Origin of the sequence: Arcicella sp. LKC2W, assembly GCF_034931005.1 — a bacterium.
Taxonomy (GTDB): Bacteria; Bacteroidota; Bacteroidia; order Cytophagales; family Spirosomataceae; genus Arcicella.
In genome coordinates, this window is the sequence record NZ_JAYGIN010000002.1 from 1 (window position 1) to 17,551 (window position 17,551).

Annotated in this window: 13 protein-coding genes; 1 reads left to right on the top strand and 12 read right to left on the bottom strand. The window is 33.3% G+C overall.

Annotated features, from left to right (window positions below; translation table 11 throughout):
- Positions 1–465: 465 nt before the first annotated feature.
- The 4 genes from pruA to VB796_RS01770 all read right to left on the bottom strand — a co-directional run bounded on the left by pruA (position 466) and on the right by VB796_RS01770 (position 4,643).
- Entirely contained in the window at positions 466–2,091 is a 1,626-nt protein-coding gene (pruA, locus tag VB796_RS01755) for an L-glutamate gamma-semialdehyde dehydrogenase (RefSeq protein ID WP_323344793.1), read from the bottom strand.
- A gap of 315 nt (positions 2,092–2,406) precedes the next feature.
- Positions 2,407–2,943, bottom strand: coding sequence for a hypothetical protein (locus VB796_RS01760; protein ID WP_323344794.1), 537 nt, complete (start codon positions 2,941–2,943; stop codon positions 2,407–2,409).
- Positions 2,944–3,158: 215 nt separating this feature from the next.
- Positions 3,159–3,434 (bottom strand): hypothetical protein, encoded by a 276-nt coding sequence (locus VB796_RS01765; RefSeq protein ID WP_323344795.1) that lies wholly within the window; start codon positions 3,432–3,434, stop codon positions 3,159–3,161.
- A 231-nt stretch (positions 3,435–3,665) separates the two neighbouring features.
- Complete coding sequence (locus VB796_RS01770) at positions 3,666–4,643, bottom strand: ComEA family DNA-binding protein (RefSeq protein WP_323344796.1); 978 nt, start codon at positions 4,641–4,643, stop codon at positions 3,666–3,668.
- Positions 4,644–4,784: 141 nt separating this feature from the next.
- Here VB796_RS01770 and thrC point away from each other — a divergent pair, with 141 nt between their 5' ends.
- Complete coding sequence (gene thrC, locus VB796_RS01775; protein WP_323344797.1) at positions 4,785–6,089, top strand: threonine synthase; 1,305 nt, start codon at positions 4,785–4,787, stop codon at positions 6,087–6,089.
- A 70-nt stretch (positions 6,090–6,159) separates the two neighbouring features.
- Here thrC and VB796_RS01780 read toward each other — a convergent pair whose 3' ends face one another.
- The 8 genes from VB796_RS01780 to ybeY all read right to left on the bottom strand — a co-directional run bounded on the left by VB796_RS01780 (position 6,160) and on the right by ybeY (position 17,482).
- Positions 6,160–7,932, bottom strand: coding sequence for a long-chain fatty acid--CoA ligase (locus VB796_RS01780; RefSeq protein WP_323344798.1), 1,773 nt, complete (start codon positions 7,930–7,932; stop codon positions 6,160–6,162).
- 268 nt (positions 7,933–8,200) lie between these two features.
- Complete coding sequence (locus VB796_RS01785) at positions 8,201–9,322, bottom strand: hypothetical protein (protein ID WP_323344799.1); 1,122 nt, start codon at positions 9,320–9,322, stop codon at positions 8,201–8,203.
- Between the two features lie 149 nt (positions 9,323–9,471).
- Positions 9,472–11,250 carry a tetratricopeptide repeat protein gene (locus VB796_RS01790; protein ID WP_323344800.1) on the bottom strand — a complete coding sequence of 593 codons (1,779 nt, stop codon included), beginning with the start codon at positions 11,248–11,250 and terminating at the stop codon, positions 9,472–9,474.
- Between the two features lie 517 nt (positions 11,251–11,767).
- A complete protein-coding gene (locus VB796_RS01795) occupies positions 11,768–13,348 on the bottom strand; it encodes an Ig-like domain-containing domain (protein WP_323344801.1) in 1,581 nt (526 codons plus the stop codon).
- Between the two features lie 234 nt (positions 13,349–13,582).
- Positions 13,583–14,467: a class I SAM-dependent methyltransferase gene (locus VB796_RS01800; RefSeq protein ID WP_323344802.1), complete on the bottom strand. Its 885-nt coding sequence runs from the start codon at positions 14,465–14,467 to the stop codon at positions 13,583–13,585.
- 103 nt (positions 14,468–14,570) lie between these two features.
- Complete coding sequence (mnmG, locus tag VB796_RS01805; protein WP_323344803.1) at positions 14,571–16,433, bottom strand: tRNA uridine-5-carboxymethylaminomethyl(34) synthesis enzyme MnmG; 1,863 nt, start codon at positions 16,431–16,433, stop codon at positions 14,571–14,573.
- 4 nt (positions 16,434–16,437) lie between these two features.
- Entirely contained in the window at positions 16,438–16,929 is a 492-nt protein-coding gene (locus VB796_RS01810) for a hypothetical protein (protein ID WP_323344804.1), read from the bottom strand.
- Positions 16,930–17,068: 139 nt separating this feature from the next.
- On the bottom strand, positions 17,069–17,482 hold the full coding sequence (ybeY, locus tag VB796_RS01815) for an rRNA maturation RNase YbeY (RefSeq protein ID WP_323344805.1): 414 nt from the start codon (positions 17,480–17,482) through the stop codon (positions 17,069–17,071).
- Positions 17,483–17,551: the final 69 nt, after the last annotated feature.

Below are 17,551 nucleotides of genomic sequence, written 5' to 3' on the forward strand. Positions count from 1 at the left end.
CTCTTTCATGCCCTTTAAATAAAGAAACATAACTACAACTCCTGTCTTCTGAATAAAATTAATTAATCTGTCTTCCTATCAATATCTCAAAGAACTCTTACAATCTTAACCTCTAGCAGCTAAAATTCTTGTCAGTATATTCAGTCTAAAATAAACCCTAAATAAACCCCCTTTTAATCACATCCCGTCGTTTCGGAGTGCAAAGTTCTACCTTTTATTTTAAACTACCAAACTATATAACAAAAAAATAAAAAGAAATCACAAATGCATTGACTATCAAATACTTATAAAATAAAAAAATAAACCTCATTTATGAAATGAAAAATAAGCAATTATACTCAAATACAATAGTTAAACTTTTTCGCAAAAAAATTATAAAAAAAACGAGTTCAGAAAAACCAACTTCTCCAAAAGTCACGATTAAAATTCTAATCCTAACTTTTGGAGAAATTGGTTTTGCCTATTTTAAGATAAAAAAGGATATTTGTAATCGATTGGAGATACGAATGTCTCTTTGATAGTTCTTGGAGAAACCCATCTTAACAAGTTCAGCATTGAACCTGCTTTGTCATTTGTTCCCGAAGCTCTTGCTCCACCAAAAGGTTGTTGTCCCACGACTGCTCCTGTTGGTTTGTCATTTATATAGAAATTACCTGCGGCATTCACGAGTTTCTTATTGGCAATTTCTAAAGCATATCTGTCTTGTGAGAAAACAGCTCCCGTAAGTGCATACTCAGATGTCTTATCTACGAGTTCTAAAGTTTCTTCGTATTTATCCTCATCATAAACATATATGGTCAGTACAGGACCAAAGATTTCTTCACACATGGTTGTGTAGTGAGGGTCTTTAGTAAGAATTATGGTTGGTTCGATGAAATATCCTTTCGATTTATCAAAGTTACCACCCGCAAAAATTTCTACATTATCTGAAGATTTAGCTTGTTGGATATAATTTGAGATTTTATCAAAAGCTTTTTCATCAATAACTGCGTTTACAAAATTTGAAAAGTCTTCAGTAACTCCCATTTTAATTTCCTGCAAGAATTGAGTTACGTATTCAGATGTTTCTTTCCAGAGATTACTTGGTATATATGCACGAGAAGCGGCAGAACACTTTTGTCCTTGATATTCAAATGCTCCTCTCACTAAACCCACTGCGAGGGCTTTTGGCTCGGCAGATTTATGAGCTACGATGAAATCTTTTCCGCCTGTTTCTCCGACAATTCTTGGATAAGTTTTATATAGATGAATATTCTCTCCAATTGTTTTCCAAATGTGTTGGAACACTTTGGTACTTCCTGTAAAATGAACGCCTGCAAATTGTGGATGTTTGAAAACAATATCTCCTGTCATTGGTCCATCAGTATAAATCAAATTGATTACGCCATCAGGTAAACCTGCTTCTTTCAAGATTTTCATCAAAACATTAGCTGAATAAATCTGTTGCGGAGATGGTTTCCAAACGACAACATTACCCATTAAAGCAGCTGATGCAGGTAAATTTCCTGCAATGGCTGTGAAATTGAATGGTGTAACAGCAAAAACGAAGCCTTCCAAAGGACGATGTTCGAGGCGATTCCAAACGCCATCGGAAGATTCTGGTTGTTGTGCGTATATCTGTGATGCAAAATGGGCATTGAAACGAAGAAAGTCAATCCACTCGCAAGCAGAATCTATTTCGGCTTGATAAGCATTTTTTGACTGCCCTAACATGGTTGAAGCATTTAGCTCCATTCGGTATTTTGTGGCAGAAAGGTCGGCGGCTTTTAAGAAAATAGCTACACGATTTTCCCAAGGTAAATTTGCCCATTGTTCACGAGCAGCTAATGAAGTTGCAATCGCTTGATGAACATGAGACTCATCACCTTCGTGATAATAACCCAAAATATGCTGATGGTCGTGAGGGCAAGTTAAAGGTTGTTTTTTATTAGTTCTAACCTCCTCTGAACCGATATACATGGGTACATCTGCTACGGAATTACGCATTTCAGCCAATTTTGCTTTGAGGGCTTCACGCTGTGGCGTATTGGGAGCGTAGGAATTGATTGACTCGTTTTGAGGTTTCGGGACATTAAAGAATCCTGTTGACATTTGATGAAGTTTTTAGTTTGGTGTAAAATTAATCAAATTGTGTGAAATTATTACTTATCTATCCAAGTTACAAACTTGAACCAGTCAATGGAATACTGAGCAAAATAACTTGGCGAGTACCTGACGCACGATGGATGGTGGGACACGCATCCACGGGACGGAGTTGGTTCTACCAATCAAAGAAGAAGAAATGGTCTGCGTAGGTTTGCATATCCATACACAGGAGTACACAAACAAAAAGCCATATTTTTGAGGATATGGCTTTTTGAGTGGAATGAATATTTTTTTGTGTTGGAATCATTTGAATGAAATTCTCTATTTTTCCAAGAATTGAACTAAGGACACGCTAAAAACAGCATTTTTATTGGTATAAAAATCGCTTTTAACAGCATTTGCTAAACTGAAAGTATAATTGAAATTCAAGGAAGAGTTTTCAGTTAGATTATATCCCAAAAGTAGATTTCCTCCTAAATCAATAGATTTATTGGTACCTACTTTATCAGCAAGCAAAAAACTAATTACTGGACCTGCCCCGAATTGAAAATTACTGGTAGTTTTGAAAATTACATTTAAAGGTATATCTAAGTACGTTTTTGTGTAAACAGCATCTCCCTTTTTGCAGTACAACAAGGCAGGTTGAAAAACAAGATTCTCTCCTTTTAAAGGGGTTTCTGCTACGATTCCGCCTTGATAGCTAAATGCACTTGTAGTTGAACCACCCGCATAACCCACATTGGCACTGTTGATGTAAGACAACCCAAGCCCCACCTTATACCCCCACTTTAACTGTGCTTGACTTTGAAAATGTAAAAAAACTGAAAGAAAAAAAAGAATAATAAAATGCTTTTTCATAGATAATTTATTTGGTTGACACTATTTATTTGGTTGCTAAAATCTTGCCACGTTTGAGTCATGAGTAAAACACTATTATGAAGATTAGGTGTTAGAACAGCACAAGGACTGCAAAAGTGGTGCTTTCTCTCCAACAGCCTACGAGTGAGACGCTCCTCAATTTTAGGTCTTAGGAGAACCTAAGACCAGATTGGAGCAGAAAAATTGCACAAATATTAAATATTAGTGAAGTAATTTATTAATTCTTCTTCCATAATTATAGAGTTTTCAAATTTAATAGTTTTTGATTTTAAAATATCTTCTGTTTCTATATTTATAGTCATTAAGTCACAAATCCCATTAGGTAATAGTTCAATTGATATTATTTTAATGTCTGCATAGTTAATTGAAACAGACATTTTATACTGATCCACAATGTCAATTTCTTCAATAGAAATATTTTCATTTTCAGATATATACTTTTCTAAAAACTTTTTTAAATCTTTAAACATACCATTGTTTTGGTTTGGTTGTCACTATTTCCTTCCGTGGTTGGTAAGCCATCGTCGTCTCGTGGATGTGTCTCCCGACCAGCCAACTGGCGAAAGCAAAAACCCGAACATATTGATTATCATATAATTAATATTTAAAATCTTTCCATAAAATGAGTCAAAAAACCAAAATCACCTGTGGTTGGTCGTAGGAACGCTTCGCTAAACCTACGATCAACCACAGAATGAACTTCAAAATTCAAAATATGGGAATATCTTGTCCAAAGTTTTGGCATCTAATAATTTGATATTTTCAAAATCTTTGCGACTCGAAAAATTACCGTGTTGTTGTCGATACGCAATAACTGACTTCGCAATATAAGGACGAATGTAATAATGTTTAAACTCCTCGACTGTGACTTCATTAATTTTGATTTTGCGAAGCGGTGGATTTTTTATTATTCCATATTTTAAAACCTCGTCCACAACGGTTGAATCTAATCCGTAAACTTCTCGTACTTGATTCTCTGAATAAAATCCGCCAAGCATATCCCGATATTTAATAATTCGGGCGGAAAGTTTTGAACCAATTCCTTTCATTTTTTTCAAATCATTGGTATCCGCACGGTTCAAATCGAAGGTTGTGGGTTTGAATGATTCCTTATTCGGCAAATTTGAAACGGATTTTGTTTCTACTGAAAAATCAGGTTTAGTGTTTACAGGAAAAGATTTCCCCGCTTTATCTGGCAAAGTAATGTATGGCTCTAATTTTGAATAAAGGTCGGCGGGGAAATCATAAATTCTTTGGAGGTCTTCTTTTTTACGGAACTCTCCGCCTTTAGAACGATAATTGATAATTCTTTTTGCCATCCATGAAGCAATACCTAATTGTTCCAATTCTTGTTGAGAAGCTACATTTGGGTCGAATGGAGCTAACTTAACATTACGATTTTCAGTATATTCTTTGTCTGACTTTTCATATTGATTATTAAATCGGTCTTGATAAGCTTCTTTCTTAGCAGATTCTTTTACTTCAATCTTCGCCATCATTTCCTCCACTCGCTTAGGGTCGATGGTTTTTGAAGTTTTAGGATTATCGGGAAGAAAATCGAAAACAAAAATGGAGAAAATGAAAGCGATAATTAGGAAAATAAGGAACATAAAACCTTTGATTTCAGTCTTATTAAAGGCAAAATAGTCCCGTAGATAGTAGCGTAATTTTTTGAACATGGTGATTTTTCGTTTTTTTGATGGTTGTCGAACAGTTTTAAATTAATTTTGTGGCATTAAATTAGTATTTTTTATTCCCCAATAATAAAATCTGAGTGATTTTATTGACTAAAATCTCGTTTTGAACCAAAAAATTACAACATGATACTTTACAGCACCAATCATCAAAGCCCCGATGTACATTTGGAAGAGGCAGTTTTCAGAGGATTACCACCCGATAATGGTTTATATATGCCTCATGTTATTCCGATGTTGCCCGCTTCATTTTTTGAGAATATTGAAAAAATGTCTATTTCGGAAATTGCTTTTGAAGTGTCAAAAGCATTATTAGGAGATGAAATTTCGGAAGAGGATTTGAAAATGATTGTAAACCGTGCGATTGACTTTGACGCTCCTGTTGTAGAAATTGAAAAAGACACTTACGTTTTAGAGTTATTTCATGGGCCTTCAATGGCATTTAAAGATTTCGGAGCGAGATTCATGGCTTCGTTAATGTCTTATTTTTTACAGAAATCTCAAAAAGATATTCATATTTTAGTGGCTACTTCTGGAGATACTGGCGGTGCAGTTGCTCAAGGATTTTATAAAACTTCAGGCATTAAGGTTACCATTCTATATCCAACGGGTAAAGTTTCGGACATTCAAGAGAAGCAATTAACCACTTTGGGAGAAAATGTAACTGCTTTGGAAGTTGATGGAACATTCGATGATTGTCAGGCTTTGGTAAAAGCAGCGTTTTTAGATTCAGAATTATCTTTAAAATTCAATTTAGCCTCTGCCAATTCAATCAACATTAGTCGTTTGATTCCTCAATCTTTCTATTATTTCAATGCTTTTGCAGAATTGAAAAGAGCTGGAAATACAAAACCTGTTGTTTTTTGTGTACCAAGTGGAAATTTTGGAAACCTTTCGGCAGGATTAATTGCTCAACGCATGGGATTACCCGTAAAAATGTTTGTAGCAGCAACAAACGTAAATAACGTTGTTCCAGAATATTTAAAAACGGGTACATATCAGCCAAAACCATCGCAGGAAACTATTTCAAATGCAATGGATGTGGGCAATCCTTCTAACTTTATCCGTATGCGTTTGTTGGCAGGTGATGCACACGAAGAAGTAGTTACACACATTACAGGAGATTTTAGTGATGATACAGATACTCGTAAGGCTATGAAAGACGTTTTCGACCGTACAGGATATGTCATGTGTCCGCATACTGCGGTTGCTTATTTAGGTTTGAAATCTTATACTGATAGTTTAAATGAAGAAGTAGCAGGCGTTTTATTATCAACTGCTCACTATGCTAAATTCTTAGATGTCGTTGAAGAGACTCTGGGAACGACGGTTGAAGTGCCTGAGCGTTTGTCGGCATTATTGTCGAAAGAAAAGGTTTCTATTCCGATGACGAAAGACTTTGTGGATTTTAAAGCTTATTTGTTAAAGTAATATGATTTAAAAATTTGACTGCAATAAAAAACGCCAACGGATTGAATCCATTGGCGTTTTTTATTGAGATTTATTCATACATTCCTTCAATTAAATCTTTATACTTGTTGTGAATTACTTTTCGCTTCAATTTTAGAGTTGGTGTTAATTCTCCGCTATCAATTGTGAATAGACATGGGAGTAATTCAACTTTTTTCACTTGTTCATATTGAGCGATGTTTTTCATCAATGCTTTTACTTCTTCGTCAAACTTCTCTTTTACTTTCGGATTTTTAATCATTTGAGCGTCATCTGAATACTCGATTCCACTTCTTGAACACCAATCTTTCAAGGCATTAAATTCTGGAATTAATAACGCTGATGGGAATTTCTGCCCTTCTCCTACTACAATTGCTTGTTCAATCAAAATTGATTCTTTCAATTTATTCTCTACTAATTGAGGTGCAACATATTTTCCTCCCGACGTTTTGAAGATTTCTTTTTTACGGTCGGTGATTTTTAGATACTTCCCTTCCGACAATTCGCCAATATCTCCTGTATGAAACCAACCATCTGCATCAATTGCCTCCGCAGTGGCTTGTGGTTTATTGTAGTAACCTTTCATAATTGAAGGTCCTTTTACACAAATTTCACCATCTTCAGCGATTTTCAATTCGATATTTGGGAGAATTGTTCCGACGCAACCAATTCTAAAGTCTGTTAAAATACTGGCTGAAATAACTGGCGATGTTTCTGTAAGTCCATAACCTTCAGCAACTGGAATGCCCGCAGCCCAAAAAATACGAGCAAGTCGTGGTTGAAGAGCCGCTGAGCCTGATGCAATCAATTTAATATTTCCTCCTAAAGCCTCTTTCCATTTACTGAAAATGAGCTTTCGGGCAATTTTCAATTGTGTGTCATACCACCAACCCATCGGTTTCATTGGGTCATATTTCAAACCTAAATTTAAAGCCCAAAAGAATAATTGCTTTTTAATTCCTGATAATTCATATCCTTTGGCAACAATTTTATCGTAAACCTTTTCCAAAAGTCTTGGAACGGTTGCAAAAACGTGCGGTTTAACTTCTTTTAAGTTATCCCCAATTGTTTCCATACTTTCAGCGTAGTAAATGGAAACACCATTATACATATATACATACACATCTGTACGCTCATAGATATGACATAACGGCAGAAAACTCAATGCTTTATCATCAGAAAGTAAATCTAATGCTCTTGCTTCCACCAATCCATCTATATTTGATACAATATTTTCATGAGTCAACATTACGCCTTTCGGTTGTCCTGTTGTTCCAGATGTATAGATTAATGTTAATAAGTCATCTGGACTAACAGCAGCTTTGTATAAATCTAATTGAGCTTTATCTTCTCCAATAGCTAAATCCACTACTTCTGACCAATTATTTGCTCCTTTAATTTTATCAAACGTATAAATCCCTTGAATTCCATCCAATGACTCAGTGGCTTTTTGTACTTTTTGTAATAATACTGTATCAGCCACAAAGATAAATTTAACCTCTGCATCACTAAAAATATACCGATAATCTTCAATGGTGATGGTTGGGTACATTGGAACAGACACTGCTCCCAATTGCTGTACGCCTAATTCAATGAAATTCCACTCTGGTCTATTTGGAGAAATAATAGCAATTTTATCGTCCTTCTTTACCCCTAATTTCAATAGTCCAATACTTACTTTATCAACAATATCAATTACTTCCGTAGCACTATACTTTCTCCATTCGCCATTCACTTTGTTGGCAAATGCGTCATTTTTATTTACTGGCAATACACAATGTGTCAGCAAATCAAAAACTCTTGTGATGTTTGGGTTACTTTTCATAAAATGATTTATACAATGTTGATAACTTCTTCTTTAAATACAAATTTTAGTTTTTTTAGTTCTAAAATATATTTGGCAAATATATACTTTTACTTGAAATGAAATAGTATGCAAGCATAATTATTTATCACTTTTTTTATGTTATTAAATCATTCTAATATCTTTGTATCCTAATAATCAATCTGTTAACTAAATTTGAGATTTAAACAATAAGAATAATTCTTTTCAGAAATAAATAAAAAGCTCAGCCTTTCGACTGAGCTTTCAACTATTCCTCCTCCTCTTCCTCACTAATAATTTTTATTATTTCCTTTTTCCCATCTGAAAAAATGTAGGATAGTTTAATTTCTGCTCTATCATCATCATCATTTAAAATATACTCTCCATTTTTAGATGTTCTATCATTTACAAATTGCCCTTCATACCTTTCGCCGTCTGGAAAATAATATATTCCGCTTCCTTGCCGTTTTCCGAGAACATATTCTCCGACATACATTTTTTGTCCGTTCGCATAATAATGTGTCCCAAAGCCATCACGTTTACCATTTCTCCAAGCACCTTTATAACTTCCTTGCGTTGGGTGAATGTAATACCCATCTCCATTGGCACAATCTCCCGAAATACAACCTGTTTTATTTATGGTGGATATATTTTCAATTTCGAAATCCTTTTCAACAATTTCTGGTTTGCGTTGATAAACTTTTGCTTCAGGTTGTATGATTACTTGGCTTTCTGTACGTGGAGGTGTATTTGTTGGTAATTTTTGTGGAATTGTGGATAACCTTGGATGAAGATTTTCTGCTTCTTTCCATCCTTTTTCAATGGCATCCAATCTTTGCGAGCGTGGCGGATGCGTAGATGTTACGTACTCTCCTTGAAAATGTTTCATGGCTTCCTGCGACTGTGCAAGGTTCGCTCCCATTTCGTGTAACCAAAAACCTGAGAAATAATCTGCTTCCAATTCTTTATCTGGACGGCTTCCTGTTCCATCAATGGTATGAAAATTGGCGTGATGTCCAATTTCATGTGCTAAAATTGATACTGCTGCCCAGTCGGTGCGAGTGGTTTCTTCAACTCTGTTCAAAAAAGCATTGTCATAAATAATATAAGGCTGTCCTTCAATTACCGTTGCAAAGCAATTATCTGTGTTTGAACATTGCATTACTCTAAACTTACTTTGAACTTGTCCCATCTTTCTGGCAAACTGTCCAATCACTTGTTCAGCATGACTATCAGACACAAATCCTTGCATTTGTGGACAAATTTCTTGTGGAGAGATATTTCTTCCAAAATAATTACAGGCAAAAATCTTTTTAGTGTTTTTTTGTTGACAAAATGATTGGTCTATCAACGAAAAAATAAACAGTAGTGATAATAATGGGCTTTTCATGTGGATAAATTTACTTGAATGTGGATAATTCCTAAAATTCAATCAATGTTTTACAAGTAAATTTTTATCATGCAGTTTTTGGATTGGGTTATCAACAAAAAACCGCAAGTTTGAAAACCTGCGGTTTAATTTTATTACGAAAACATTAATTAGTTTATTGTGTCACCTCTTAAATTTCTAAATCTTTTTCTTGCATCAGCTCCATAAATGCTTCCTGGATACTTTGTTAATAATTCTTGATACAATTTCATCGCTTTGGCTGGCTGATTGAGTTTTTCTTGATAAGTCTTTGCCAAATGGTAAGTTGCGTCATCGCCTTTCAACTCAATCGGGAATTTTTGGATAATTGTTTCCAAATCCTTCACTCCTTTATCCACATCACCTTGTTTTAAGTACGTCATGGCTCTTAAATAAATAATTTCATCTTCGAGTGGGTCGCCTTTAAAAGTTTTTTCCATTGCGTTCAAATTTGAGATAGCTTCTTCATTTCGATGTTGAAATAATAGTAGTTCAGCATTTGAATATGCCTTCATGGCTTTTTCGGTACTGTCAGTTCCTGTATTTTCTTGAATCAACAAACTTAATTCCATTGCATCATTGGCAATTTCTCTGGTTGTGGCCTGTTTCAGAATATCTAACACCTCTTTCGACAATTCAAAGTCACCTCGAAAGTAAGCCAATTTTGCATTTCTTAATTTGGCATCATAACCAAGTGGACTATCTTTTTCTGATTTTTCAACTTGTGAATAAATTAGTGTTGCTTCCCAAGGTTCAGATTTTAGTAAGTAAATATCTCCCAAATCTAATTTACAGCGGTCGATAAACTGTTGGTCGCCATTTGCCATTTTTATCGCCGTCTCCAAAACTGTAATTGCCGTATCTTTTTCGTTTAGGTAGAATGCATAAAGTAAACCTTTACTTCTGACGGCTTCGAGTGTTTTTTGGTTTGTGCCTAACTCCTGCAACATTTTAGAATATTCAGAAATTAAAAGCCGAATGTCGTCCAAATTGATGGGATATACACTTTTGATAACTTCTTCTTTTGCATTTATCAACATTCGTCGCCAAAGTGAATAATTTTGATGACGTGGATACTCTTTTATCAAATATTCAAAAATCTTTCCTGAGTTAACATAGTCTTTATTTTGATGAGCTAAAAAGCCTAAATCAGTTACTTGAATTCCTTCTTTTCGGTATCTTCTATCTAAGGCTCTTGCTTGAACAAATGCTTTATAAAATTCTTTCTTTTGTATTAAGTGCCAAATCAATACCTCACTATAATAGGCTTCGTCGGGGTACTTTTGAACTTTAGTATAAAGCACTTTTTCTAATTGTTCAATTTCCTTCTCATCTTTAAGCTCATCTTGAAGTATTGACTGTACCATTTCTCGATTTTCCGATACGAAGCCAAACTTGAGATACTCATCTATCATTTGCGGAATTTTACCCTCCATACGATACAACTTTGCTAATTGAACCGCATATTTATCTTCTGATTTGAAATGTTCTCTCGATTTTTCTATGGTTTGAATTGCCAAATCGAATTGTTGATTTTGTGAAAATTCTGTAACCAATTCCATCAACGCATTTTCATCTGATTTCACTTTTTCAATTGCTAAATTATACTGTTTTAGAGCTTCTTCTTTTTTTTCATTCAATTCCAGTAGTCGGGCATAGTCAGTTATATACTTTGCATTTCCATCCGAAGATTTGATTTCCTTCTTTGCAAATTTTTCAGCATCTTCCCATTCTTTCAATTTTATCAAAGTTTGCAAATATGGCTTATGAATCACTTTGGCAGTTTCTTTATTCTTTGCCAATTTCTGAAAAATGGTTTTCGCCTTTTCATACTCTCCCGCCTTCATATATTCCATACCCAATTCGGCATCCTGCGAAAAAGCACCAAATGACAGAATTAGGAAAAGCATGAATCCGAAATTTTTCAAAAAAGTTTTCAACAACATTATATTATAATAAATCATTTTTTTTTATTTAAAATTTAAAAAGAAGAAAACTACTATATCTATTATACTGTGTATATGTGGATTAAGTTTGTGAAACTTATTTTTCACGATTTATTTACTAAAACTTATTTTTTATCCACAGTTAAAATTGAGTTATCAACACATAACTAATTGAATAACAATACGTTTAATTATTAACCACTGATATGTGTATAAGTATTCTGTATTTATCAACGTTGTCCACACTTACATAATTGTGTGGTAAAATTGTATTTAGAGTCCTGATAAATCGAATACTTTTCCACGTTTAATTTTAGGCATTTTCTGAATCCACAATGACATCAAAAATATCCACAATTATTTTGTTCAAAAACCATACCTTATCCACTTATTGAATCCATCGTTTCGACCATATTTCTATGCTTATCCACAAAAGAAATATCAGCATTCTATTTTTTATCTGAATAAAATACCTTTTATATTAGTCTATCGTAAAATCATAACCCGTTAGTTCAAAATTTTGCTTAAGCTTTATTTTATCCTTTGTAATTTGGGTTTCTTCTGGAAGAATATTTTTTTCCAAGTCTCCGCTATCCCATCGAGCATTTCGATTTTCGTCCACAATCAATCTTACATAATATATACCCGCTTTTACAAAGCTAAATTCGTACTTTGCGATGTTGTCCAATTTTTGAATCACTTCATATTTTTCGTCAAGCAATTGAATGATGAAACCTTTCTTTTGAGGATTTTTAATTTCGCCCGCAATTGTCCCATAATTTTCCACATCTCTTATTGGGTGATTTAAAAGTGCATTATTTGTCGAATCATTTTCTACTGAAATAAACGCTCCTTTTTGCATTCTCATTCGCACAAATTCTTTTGGTTTTTTGGCATCCACCAAAATTTTCATTTCAGTTTTCTCCTTATTCCAGAGGAGATTTTTTTCGGAAATGGGGACTTTTACAATGGTATCATTTTCAAATTCCAATTTATTCAAATCAAAACTTTTGATTGGTTTTGTAAAGGTGAAAGTGTAGCCTACTTCTTTTAAGTCTATATCTTCATTATTAGCAGGTTTTATCTTCATAGAGAATTCTTCTTTTATACCCTCATCTTTTTTACTTTTTACTTTAAATTTTACTTTTTGGTCATGCGTGAAAACTCTATCTAATGAATCAGTTACTGAAATTTTTACTCTAATTGTATCGATGGAGTTATTAATTGAATTGAAAATTCTGATATTTCTATGATCAATTTGTTGATAAACCATGCTATCTTTTTTATCAGCGAAATTAATTTTGAGATTTTTTATGCCTCTATTATATTCAATTAGGTAATAATTAGCCGTGTTTCTGGTTTTGAGAACTTTTGTTGGTATTCTATCCATTTTTGCCATTTTGATTTCCAAGTTATCCACATTGTTTTTCAAGTCGATTGTATCTTTTACAAATCCTATAATTTCTTTCGCTTCATCATAAAGTAGATTACTATTGTTATCTGTTATGGCAAAAATTCTATATTTTCCTGCGGCGATATTTTCAATTTCGAATTTTCCAGAACTATCTGTTTTCATAAAATAGTATGGTTTAATCTTTTTAGGATTTAAAGTATCCGAAAACACATATAGACCCACACTTATATCCATCATTGGTTTTTTATCAAGTGGGTTAATTACTTTTCCACTTACTTTTAGGGAGTCAATAATATTTCCTGTACTGAAAACTAATCTGATATTTTTTGCAGGATTTCTTTCATTCATATCTTTAAAAGTATTTCTGAAATTAAAACTGTAAGTGGTATTTGTTTTAAATGGTTTATCGAAAGTTAGTTTTGCTCCTTTTGGTAAAACTTTGGTTTCATACGTTCCTTCCAAATTTGGTGTGATGGATAATTGCTGTAAAATATTATCAACACTTACATATTCATCAAATTGTAATTCAATTTGTTTTCCATTAAAATTCTTCGATTGATTGAGTGGAAATACTTTTACTAACACTGGTGCAAGTGTATCTTTTTTTCCTCCAGTTGGTGCTACAATTTGGGCACAACTCAAAAGCATTTCTGTTATAACTAATCCCAAAAAACTTATTAATACTATGTGTTTTAATCTCATGTTGATATGTTGAAAACTTTGTGGAAAATCATCGGTGCTTTCCGTGAAACAAATTTTGATTTACTATCTAACCCAAATTTGATAAAAATTATCGGTTTATAGAAATCCTTAGGTATGTACAAAAATAAACCCTCAATAGTTAATAACCATTGAGGGTTGTGGAAAAGTGTGTTATTAACGTTAATCTTTCTTAAAAATATAGATTAGACTTGAATAGTTTCTGTTGTCACTTTTTGCATTGATGTTTGACTTTAATCCATCTAAAAATGCTTTGATATAATTGATTTTACCCGATTGATATTTTGTACTCAACATCGAAACATAAAACGAATCAAATTTCATTGGTAAGATTTCTTTCAATGAAAATCCCTTTTGTTCAAATAATTGTTTTATACTTTTTTGTGAGAAATGGTATAAGTGTCTTGGTACATCATAAGCCGCCCAATGCTCTCGATAAATTTCCGCATCTTTGGATTCGTGATTTGGAACGGCAATGATTAAATATCCATTCTCACTTAATCTTTCTTTTAACCAATCAATTGTTTCGTTTAATAAGTGTATGTGTTCGAGTACGTGCCACATGGTTATTATATCAAAAGTTTCATCTTTGAATGAACTTAATATTTCAGTTTTTATGGTAGCTTTATTTATTTCTTCTGCAATTTGCCTTGCTCCATTATCAGGTTCAATGCCATTTACTTTCCAACCATCTTCTTGGCATACATTCAGGAACATTCCAGTTCCGCAGCCTACATCTAATAGTTTTCCTTTTTTGGGAATGAGTGAATTAATTAAACTTAATTTACCCTTTAGTGTATATTTTCTTACAGAGTGGTACAATTTAGCAATCAACCCTTTCGAAGTATTTGTATGAGAAATATAAGATTCTGCTTTATAGTAATCTCCAATTTGTGTTAAATCGGGTCTTGGATTTGTAAACTTGAAGCCACAATTTTTACATTCTTGTATCGAAAACTTTTCTTGACTTACCGTAAAGTCTTGAACTTTTAAAAATTCTACAAACGTGTTATTTTGACAAACAGGGCAATTCTTTAATTCTTCCATTTTTGTAAATTATAAGCTTCTTTTAATTTTTGACAAAGATACAAAAAAAGACCTGCAAGGTTTTATTTCCTTACAGGTCTTCAATTTTACTTTTTCGATTTTATTATCTTCCCATGTAAAGCATCAAAACTGAAACATCTGATACCGACACTCCACTAATTCTTGAAGCCTGCCCTATCGTTTGTGGTCTTATCTTCGTTAATTTTTGACGACCTTCAATCGAAATTGTTTTCAATTGCATATAGTCAAAATCGGTTGGAATATTAAGGTTTTCTAATCGTTGAAGTTTATTTACCATCAATTGTTCCTTTTCAATATAGCTTTCGTATTTCACATTAATTTCTGCTTGCTCCAATACGTCTTCTTTATATGCTGCAAAAAGTTTTTCTACATCTTCCGTCAATGTTCGTAAATCTTTTATCTCGATATTGGGTCTTCTCAATAAACTCCATAAAGAAACCTTTTCTCTTAACTCTGCCGTACCAAATGCTTGAAGTTTTTCATTTACTTCTTTTGGTGAAACTTTAACAACTTTTAATTTTTCAATTAACTCAGCCGATTTTTCAATTTTGATTTTTACATTAATTAATCTTTCTTCCGAAGCCAATCCTATTTTATAACCCTTTTCGGTTAATCTAATATCTGCGTTATCTTGTCTCAATAATGTTCTATACTCTGCTCTTGAGGTAAACATACGGTACGGTTCATCTGTACCTTTGTTTATTAAATCATCTATTAATACTCCTATATAAGCTTCTGAACGATTTAACACAAATTCTTCTAAGCCTTGAGCTTTTTGATGTGCATTAATCCCTGCCATCAATCCTTGACACGCCGCTTCTTCATATCCAGTCGTTCCATTGATTTGACCTGCGAAAAATAAGTTTTCTATCAACTTAGTTTCTAATGTAGATTTCAATTGCGTAGGCGGAAAGAAATCATATTCGATTGCATAACCTGGTCTAAACATTCTTACATTTTCAAAACCTGGAATTTTTTTCAAGGCTTCATATTGTACATCTTCTGGCAATGAGGTCGAGAAACCATTAATATACATTTCAACAGTATTCCATCCTTCTGGTTCAACGAATATTTGATGACGGTCTTTATCAGCAAAACGGTTTATCTTATCTTCAACCGAAGGGCAGTATCTCGGGCCAAGTCCTTTTATTCTACCCGCAAACATCGGTGATTTATCAAATCCTGTTTTTAATACATCATGTACCTCCTGATTTGTATAAGTTATCCAACAACTTCTTTGCTTTGTCAAATTCTCAGTATTCAAATAAGAAAACTTACTTGGATTCTCATCCCCTTTTTGTTCTTCCATTTTTGAATAATCTAAACTTCTTCCATCTACTCTTGGTGGAGTTCCTGTTTTCATTCTCCCCGCTTCAAAACCGATGCTTACTAATTGTTCAGTTATGCCAGTTGAACGAGCTTCTGAAGTTCTACCTCCCCCGAAGTTTTTTTCACCAATATGAATTAAGCCATTCAAAAATGTTCCATTTGTCAATACAACAGATTTCGCTTTAAACTCAATATTCATCTGAGTCCTCACCCCTACTACTTTATTGTCTTCAATGAGTAGTCCAGACACCATTTCTTGCCAAAAATCCACATTTTGATTTTGTTCCAATGCCATCCTCCATTCTTCTGCAAATCTCATTCTATCTGATTGACATCTCGGCGACCACATGGCTGGACCTTTCGAGCGATTCAACATTCTAAATTGAATCATTGTTTTATCCGATATTATTCCAGACATTCCACCGAGAGCATCAACCTCTCTCACAATTTGTCCTTTTGCAACTCCACCCATTGCAGGATTACAAGACATCTGTGCGATGGTATTCATATTCATTGTCACCAATAAAACTTTCGAACCCATTTGAGCTGCAGAATGTGCTGCTTCACAACCAGCGTGTCCTGCTCCTACTACTATTACATCATATTCTTTGTACATATATTTAATGATAATTTATGCTATTGTAAAATTTTAGAAATTCTAAATCATAATTGTATTTTGTATGAATTTCATCATTGTTTGTTTTTTCTTTTAGTGCTTTTAATATTGGATTGCTTGGTAATACCTTTAATCTTTTTTCAAGTTCAATTTTTGCAAAGTATAATGAGTGAGCTTTTATTTCATTATCTTTTCTAATCAATGGCATTAAATTTAAGTAGTGCCAACAAAGTTTTAAGTCGTCTTCATTTGTCATATCAAATTCTCCAACAGGTATAATATGGTCTATTTCCCAAGCTGAACAATAATTATCCCATGTCATTCCTTCTAAAAACTGGTGTTCAAGATATTCTCTGAAATCTGTTCTGCTTAGAATAATGTATCTTAATATTTCATTGTTTGCATAGTTATCTAACCTCATTTCTCCCTTAACAAACCTTCTCAGGCTAATTGAGTACCGTTTTTTTATACCTTGGTTATCCGTTCTAAATCTCATTAGTGATTATTTTTAGTAAATGTTCCACGTGGAGTTTTTTTACTTGTTTGTTGATTTAAATATAAAAAAACATTACGAACGAATAGGTAATTACTGAAAGACTCCACGTGGAACGTTTATTGAAAATGAAACGGTCGAATTAGAAAATTGAAATATACTCACTCTCTAAACGTCTCATTTCTGCTTTGTCTTCTGGAGTGTGGTCATCATAACCGCATAAATGTAATAATCCATGAACAATAACACGCTTTAACTCATCTTCAAAAACAGTATTTAAAGTCTGTGAGTTCTCTTTTACTCTTTCAATACTAACAAATATGTCTCCTTCAATAACATCATCATCTTCTGAATTGTCGAAAGTAATAATATCAGTGTAAGTATCATGTTCAAGATATTCAACATTAATTTTGTGGAGATACTCATCAGAGCAGAATATATAGTTTAGGTTTTTGACCTTAAAGCCCTCTTTATCAGCTATTTTTTTTAACCACGCCTTAAAAAGATTCTTGCCTTGAAATTTAAAATTAATATCTTCGTTGAAAAAAATAATCATTTGGTATCGTTATTGGTGAATAAATTAAAACAATACAAAGATACAACACAAAAGATTAGTAAGTGAAAA

Excerpts from the sequence above, each read along its gene's own strand:
- pruA (WP_323344793.1), bottom strand. The coding sequence starts at position 2,091 with ATGTCAACAGGATTCTTTAATGTCCCGAAACCTCAAAACGAGTCAATC.
- VB796_RS01760 (WP_323344794.1), bottom strand. The coding sequence starts at position 2,943 with ATGAAAAAGCATTTTATTATTCTTTTTTTTCTTTCAGTTTTTTTACAT.
- VB796_RS01765 (WP_323344795.1), bottom strand. The coding sequence starts at position 3,434 with ATGTTTAAAGATTTAAAAAAGTTTTTAGAAAAGTATATATCTGAAAAT.
- VB796_RS01770 (WP_323344796.1), bottom strand. The coding sequence starts at position 4,643 with ATGTTCAAAAAATTACGCTACTATCTACGGGACTATTTTGCCTTTAAT.
- thrC (WP_323344797.1), top strand. The coding sequence starts at position 4,785 with ATGATACTTTACAGCACCAATCATCAAAGCCCCGATGTACATTTGGAA.
- VB796_RS01780 (WP_323344798.1), bottom strand. The coding sequence starts at position 7,932 with ATGAAAAGTAACCCAAACATCACAAGAGTTTTTGATTTGCTGACACAT.
- VB796_RS01785 (WP_323344799.1), bottom strand. The coding sequence starts at position 9,322 with ATGAAAAGCCCATTATTATCACTACTGTTTATTTTTTCGTTGATAGAC.
- VB796_RS01790 (WP_323344800.1), bottom strand. The coding sequence starts at position 11,250 with ATGCTTTTCCTAATTCTGTCATTTGGTGCTTTTTCGCAGGATGCCGAA.
- VB796_RS01795 (WP_323344801.1), bottom strand. The coding sequence starts at position 13,348 with ATGCTTTTGAGTTGTGCCCAAATTGTAGCACCAACTGGAGGAAAAAAA.
- VB796_RS01800 (WP_323344802.1), bottom strand. The coding sequence starts at position 14,467 with ATGGAAGAATTAAAGAATTGCCCTGTTTGTCAAAATAACACGTTTGTA.
- mnmG (WP_323344803.1), bottom strand. The coding sequence starts at position 16,433 with ATGTACAAAGAATATGATGTAATAGTAGTAGGAGCAGGACACGCTGGT.
- VB796_RS01810 (WP_323344804.1), bottom strand. The coding sequence starts at position 16,929 with ATGAGATTTAGAACGGATAACCAAGGTATAAAAAAACGGTACTCAATT.
- ybeY (WP_323344805.1), bottom strand. The coding sequence starts at position 17,482 with ATGATTATTTTTTTCAACGAAGATATTAATTTTAAATTTCAAGGCAAG.